Source organism: Streptomyces sp. NPDC001108, assembly GCF_053598535.1.
This window is the reverse complement of the sequence record NZ_JBSFKL010000039.1, coordinates 1-6281: the sequence shown is the minus strand read 5'-3', so window position 1 is coordinate 6281 and position 6281 is coordinate 1. Positions and strand designations below refer to the sequence as shown.

At 66.3% G+C, this 6281-nt stretch carries 2 protein-coding genes; both read left to right on the top strand.

Going from position 1 to position 6281, the window contains the following annotated elements; all coding sequences use genetic code 11:
• Positions 1 to 117 precede the first annotated feature (117 nt).
• Positions 118 to 3393 (top strand): amino acid adenylation domain-containing protein, encoded by a 3276-nt coding sequence (locus ACWC97_RS33860; protein ID WP_450653653.1) that lies wholly within the window; start codon positions 118 to 120, stop codon positions 3391 to 3393.
• The coding region (locus tag ACWC97_RS33855; protein WP_450653651.1) for an amino acid adenylation domain-containing protein at positions 3390 to 6281 on the top strand (2892 nt) is incomplete at its 3' end. The genes ACWC97_RS33860 and ACWC97_RS33855, both read left to right, overlap by 4 nt.

Below are 6281 nucleotides of genomic sequence, written 5' to 3'. Positions count from 1 at the left end.
CTGGAGTATCGGACGGATTTGTTCGATCGGGTGTCGGTGGAGCGGTTGGCGGGGCATTTGGTGACGTTGGTGGGGTCGGTGGCGGCTGCTCCGGGGGCGCGTTTGTCGGAGTTGAACATGTTGACGGTGGGTGAGCGGCGGGAGGTGTTGGTGGAGTGGAATGGTGTGGTGGGTCCGTATCCGGATGGTGCGAGTGTTCATGGGCTTGTTGAGGAGCGTGTGGCGGTTGATCCGGGTGCGGTTGCTGTTTCGTTCGGGGGGTGTGAGTGGTCGTTCGGTGAGGTGAATGCGCGGGCGAATCGGCTTGCTCATCATTTGCGTGGTGCGGGTGTGGGGGCGGGTTCGTTGGTCGCGGTGTGTCTGGATCGTTCGCCGGAGCTGGTGGCGGTGCTGCTGGGGGTTTTGAAGGCGGGGGCTGCTTTTGTGCCGTTGGATCCGGAGTATCCGGTGGATCGGATCGCGTACATGGTCGAGGACGCGGGGGCGTCATTGGTCGTGACGAGTTCGGATCTGGTGGGCCGGTTGCCCGGTGGGGTCGAGTCTCTTCTGGTGGATGTGGGGTGGCCGGAGGGTTCGGTGGTGGATCCGGGGGTGGTGGGTTCGGTGGATGATCTGGCGTATGTGATTTATACGTCGGGTTCGACGGGGCGGCCGAAGGGGGTGGCTCTGGAGCATCGGGGTGTGGTGAATTATCTGCACTGGTGTGATGAGAATTATCCGGCGCCGGGTGTGGGTGGTGTGGGGTCGGTGTTGTATTCGTCGGTGGCGTTCGATCTGACGATCACGGCGTTGTTCCTTCCGTTGATCCAGGGTCGGCGGTTGGTGATTCCGGTGCCTGGTGCGGACGGAACGGCGTTCGATGCGGCGATCGATCTGGTGTGTTCGAATGTGCCGATCGGGTTCTTGAAGGCGACGCCGTCGCATTTGGAGGTGCTGGCGGCGCATTTGGAGAGTCGTGGTGCGCGGCATTGCATCGGGACGATCGTTGCGGGGGGTGAGAGTCTTTCGCCGGGGTTGGTGGCCCGGTTGTTGGGGGCGAGCAGTACGCGGACGACGGTGAGCAATGAGTATGGTGCGACCGAGGGTTCGGTGGCGAACGTGATGAGTCTGACGACGGCGCCGGATCCGCATGGTGGTACGACCACGCTGGGCCGGCCGATCACGAACACCACCGCGTACGTCCTGGATCATCACAACCAGCCGGCGCCCGTGGGTGTTCCGGGGCATGCGTTGCTCGGGGGTATTTGTCTGGCCCGGCATTATCACAATCGGCCGGAGCTGACCGAGGAGCGGTTCGTCCCGAATCCGTTGACGCCGCCGTGGCCGGATCCGCGGACGTATCGGACGGGGGATCTGGTGAAGTGGCGGGCGGACGGGACGTTGGAGTTCGTCGGTCGGATCGACAACCAGGTCAAGTTGCGGGGGTATCGGATCGAGCTCGGTGAGATCGAGGCCGCTCTCACCGCACACCCCGACATCCACACCACGGCCGTCACCACCCGCGAGGACACACCCGGCAGCAAACAGCTGGTCGCCTACATCGTCGCGACGCCCGGCAACGCCCCCACCACACAACAACTGCGCACCCACCTCCAGCAGCAGCTCCCCGAGTACATGGTTCCCAGCACGTACGTACTCCTCGACGAGTTGCCTCTCACGCCCAACGGGAAGGTCGACACCAAAGCCCTTCCCGCCCCCGACCACCACCGCCCCGACCTCGACACCACCTACACCGCCCCCCGGACGGACACCGAGCGCACCTTGGCCGCGATCTGGTCCGAGATCCTCGGCATCGACACCATCGGCATCCACGACAACTTCTTCGAACTCGGCGGGGATTCGATCGTCAGCATCCAGATGATCGCCCGGGCCAAGAAGTTCGGCGTGCACCTCACGCCGCGGCAGATCTTCAAGAGCCAGACGATTGCCGAGATCGCCGTCCACGCCGCCGCGGCCACCTCGGTCGACGCGGAACAGGGCCGAGTGGCGGGCGAGGTCCCGCTGACACCGATCCAGCACTGGTTCTTCGAGAAGGACCTGTCGACGTTCGACCACTTCAACCAGGCCGAGCTGCTCGTCACCGACGGACTCGCCCCCGACGTGCTGCGGCTCGCGCTGGCAGACCTGACGGAGCACCACGACGCACTGCGCCTGCGCTGCGTGAACGGGCCCGACGGCTGGCGTCAGTACCTGGACGAGACCGTGGACACCGACATCCTCGACGTGCACGACCTGTCCGGGGTCCCGGACGAGTCCTTGGCGTCGGTGGCGCAGGACATCGCGGAGGAGACGCAGCAGAGCCTCGGCCTGGCCAAGGGGCCGTTGCTGCGGGCCGCCCTGCTGGAACTGGGGCCGACGCGCGGACAGCGGTTGCTCACCGTCGTACACCACCTGGCGGTCGACGGTGTGTCCTGGCGGGTCCTCCTGGAGGACCTGGGCAGCTGCTACGAGCGGCGGGCTGCCGGCCTCGCGCCCCTGCTGCCGGCGAAGACGACGTCGTTCCGGTCGTGGGCCCAGCGGTTGAACGCCTTCGCGGAATCGGCCGAGGCGCGCTCCGAGTACGCCTACTGGGCCGAGCCCAAACCGGCCGGTCGGGTGCCGCGCGACCGGGACGGCCGCAACGACGTGAGGTCGGCCGCCAGCGTCTCGGCGGCGCTCAGCCCCGAGGAGACGCGTGCCCTGCTGCGAGACGTGCCCCGGGCTTTCAGCACCCGGATCAACGACGCGTTGCTCACCGCACTGGCCCACGCCCTGCGGGACTGGACGGGAGACGACGAGATCCTGGTCGGCCTGGAGGGACACGGCCGTGAGGACCTCTTCCCGGACGTGGACCTGTCACGAACGGTCGGATGGTTCACGTCCGTCTTCCCCGTCGCACTGCACCTTGCCCCCGGAGCCACGGGACCGATGGCCTCGCTCGACTCGGTACGCGAGCAGGTGGCGCGGATCCCCAACAAGGGCATCGGCTACGGCATCCTGCGCCATCTTGGCGCCCCGGACGTGGCCGACGTACTGCGCCGGCAGCCCACTCCGGAAGTGAACTTCAACTACCTGGGGCAGTTCACCAGGGAGCTGCCGGGCATCGGCCGGTACGCCGGCCCCGACGAGTCGAAGGGCCACTCGATCGGCCCGGACGGCATGCGCTGGAACGTACTGGACGTGACCGCGGCCGTCGAAGGCGACACGTTCGGGCTGTACATCAGCTACTCGACCGCGCTGCACGAGCGGCACACCGTGGAACGCCTGGCCAACGGTGTCGTCGGCCACCTGCGCGAGCTGATCGCCGGAAGCGTGGACGGAGCCGCCGACGCCCGCCGGGAGACCCCCGGCGTTCCCCTCACCGATGTCGGTGAGACCGACATGGCCGCGATCCTGAAGAGGTTCTCGATATGAGCGCGCACAACGTGGAAGACGTCTACGGACTCTCGCCCCTGCAGTTCGGCATGCTGTACCACTCGCTGGAGGACACTTCCGACACGCGCCCGTACATGGTGCAGATGGCCGAGGAGTTCTCGGGGCCACTCGACGAGAAGCTGTTCGGGGGCGCCTGGCAACAGCTCGTCGACCGGCACTCGATCCTGCGCAGCGCGTTCGTGTGGGAGGGGGTCTCGGAGCCGGTGCAAGTGGTGCAGCGCAGCGCTCCGCTCCCCTTCGAGATGAGGGACCTGCGCGGCCTGCCCGATCAGGAGGAACGGCTGAGCGCCTTCCTGGCGGAGGACTGGGACCGGGGGTTCGACCTCTCGCGGGCCCCACTGGTCCGGGTCACCGTGCTGCGGATGGAGGAAAAGCGCCGGATCGTTGTCTGGTCGTTCCACCACATCCTCCTCGACGGCTGGAGCGTGCAGATCCTCCAGAAGGAGCTGTTCGCCCTCTACCGCGGCCTGCTCGACGGTGTTCCCGCCGAACTGCCGGCGACCGCTCCCTACCGCCGCTACATCGAGTGGCTCAACGCCCGGCAGGACGACGGCTCCGCGGCGTTCTGGACCGACTACCTCGCGGGCGTCACCGAACCCACCGCCCTGCACGTCGACCGGGACACCGGGGACACGGGAGTCGGCGAGTTCGAGGTGTGCGCCTCCACGGAGCTGTTCGCACGGGCCCGGGAGTACGCCAAGTCCCAGCGCGTCACGATGAACACCCTGGTACAGGGTCTGTGGTCGATCCTGCTCTCGCGGTACAGCCGCCAGGACGAGGTGCTGTTCGGCTCCACCATCTCGGGCCGGTCGATCGATCTGCCCGACGTCGATTCGATGATGGGGCTGTTCATCAACACGCTGCCGGTGCGCGGCCGCCTCACCGGCGACCTGGTCGTCTCCGAGTGGCTGAGGGACCTCCAGGACGAGCAACTGGAGATGCGGCAGTGGGAGTACTGCCACCTCGTCGACGTGCAGAAGCACAGCAGGATCCCCCGCGGCGAGCCACTCTTCCGGTCCATCCTCGTCTTCGAGAACTACCCGGTGGTGCAGAAGCCCTCGGACTTCCCCGAGAGGCTGACCCGGCGTCTGATCAACTGCGTGGAGCGCACCGGATACCCGCTGACCCTCGTGGTATCGGCCGGCCGGGCACTGGAGTTCCGCTTCGTCTATGACCGGAGCAGATTCGACGCGAAGACGATCGAGCGGATGGCCGGCCACCTCGAAACCCTGCTGACCTCAGTAGTGGACGCGCCCGGCGCACGCATCGGCGACCTCCAGATGCTGACGGTGGGTGAGCGGCGGGAGGTGTTGGTGGAGTGGAATGGTGTGGTGGGTCCGTATCCGGATGGTGCGAGTGTTCATGGGCTTGTTGAGGAGCGTGTGGCGGTTGATCCGGGTGCGGTTGCTGTTTCGTTCGGGGGGTGTGAGTGGTCGTTCGGTGAGGTGAATGCGCGGGCGAATCGGCTTGCTCATCATTTGCGTGGTGCGGGTGTGGGGGCGGGTTCGTTGGTCGCGGTGTGTCTGGATCGTTCGCCGGAGCTGGTGGCGGTGCTGCTGGGGGTTTTGAAGGCGGGGGCTGCTTTTGTGCCGTTGGATCCGGAGTATCCGGTGGATCGGATCGCGTACATGGTCGAGGACGCGGGGGCGTCATTGGTCGTGACGAGTTCGGATCTGGTGGGCCGGTTGCCCGGTGGGGTCGAGTCTCTTCTGGTGGATGTGGGGTGGCCGGAGGGTTCGGTGGTGGATCCGGGGGTGGTGGGTTCGGTGGATGATCTGGCGTATGTGATTTATACGTCGGGTTCGACGGGGCGGCCGAAGGGGGTGGCTCTGGAGCATCGGGGTGTGGTGAATTATCTGCACTGGTGTGATGAGAATTATCCGGCGCCGGGTGTGGGTGGTGTGGGGTCGGTGTTGTATTCGTCGGTGGCGTTCGATCTGACGATCACGGCGTTGTTCCTTCCGTTGATCCAGGGTCGGCGGTTGGTGATTCCGGTGCCTGGTGCGGACGGAACGGCGTTCGATGCGGCGATCGATCTGGTGTGTTCGAATGTGCCGATCGGGTTCTTGAAGGCGACGCCGTCGCATTTGGAGGTGCTGGCGGCGCATTTGGAGAGTCGTGGTGCGCGGCATTGCATCGGGACGATCGTTGCGGGGGGTGAGAGTCTTTCGCCGGGGTTGGTGGCCCGGTTGTTGGGGGCGAGCAGTACGCGGACGACGGTGAGCAATGAGTATGGTGCGACCGAGGGTTCGGTGGCGAACGTGATGAGTCTGACGACGGCGCCGGATCCGCATGGTGGTACGACCACGCTGGGCCGGCCGATCACGAACACCACCGCGTACGTCCTGGATCATCACAACCAGCCGGCGCCCGTGGGTGTTCCGGGGCATGCGTTGCTCGGGGGTATTTGTCTGGCCCGGCATTATCACAATCGGCCGGAGCTGACCGAGGAGCGGTTCGTCCCGAATCCGTTGACGCCGCCGTGGCCGGATCCGCGGACGTATCGGACGGGGGATCTGGTGAAGTGGCGGGCGGACGGGACGTTGGAGTTCGTCGGTCGGATCGACAACCAGGTCAAGTTGCGGGGGTACCGGATCGAGCTCGGTGAGATCGAGGCCGCTCTCACCGCACACCCCGACATCCACACCGCCGCCGTCATCACCCGCGAGGACACGCCGGGGGACAAGCGCCTGGTCGCCTACGTGGTTCCCGTTCCCGGGCGCGGTCCCGGTGTGCGTGAGCTCCGGTCCCATCTCCAGGAGCAGTTGCCCGAGTACATGGTTCCCAGCACGTATGTGCTCCTGGACGAGTTGCCTCTGACGCCCAACGGGAAGGTCGACACCAAGGCCCTTCCCGCCCCGGACCAC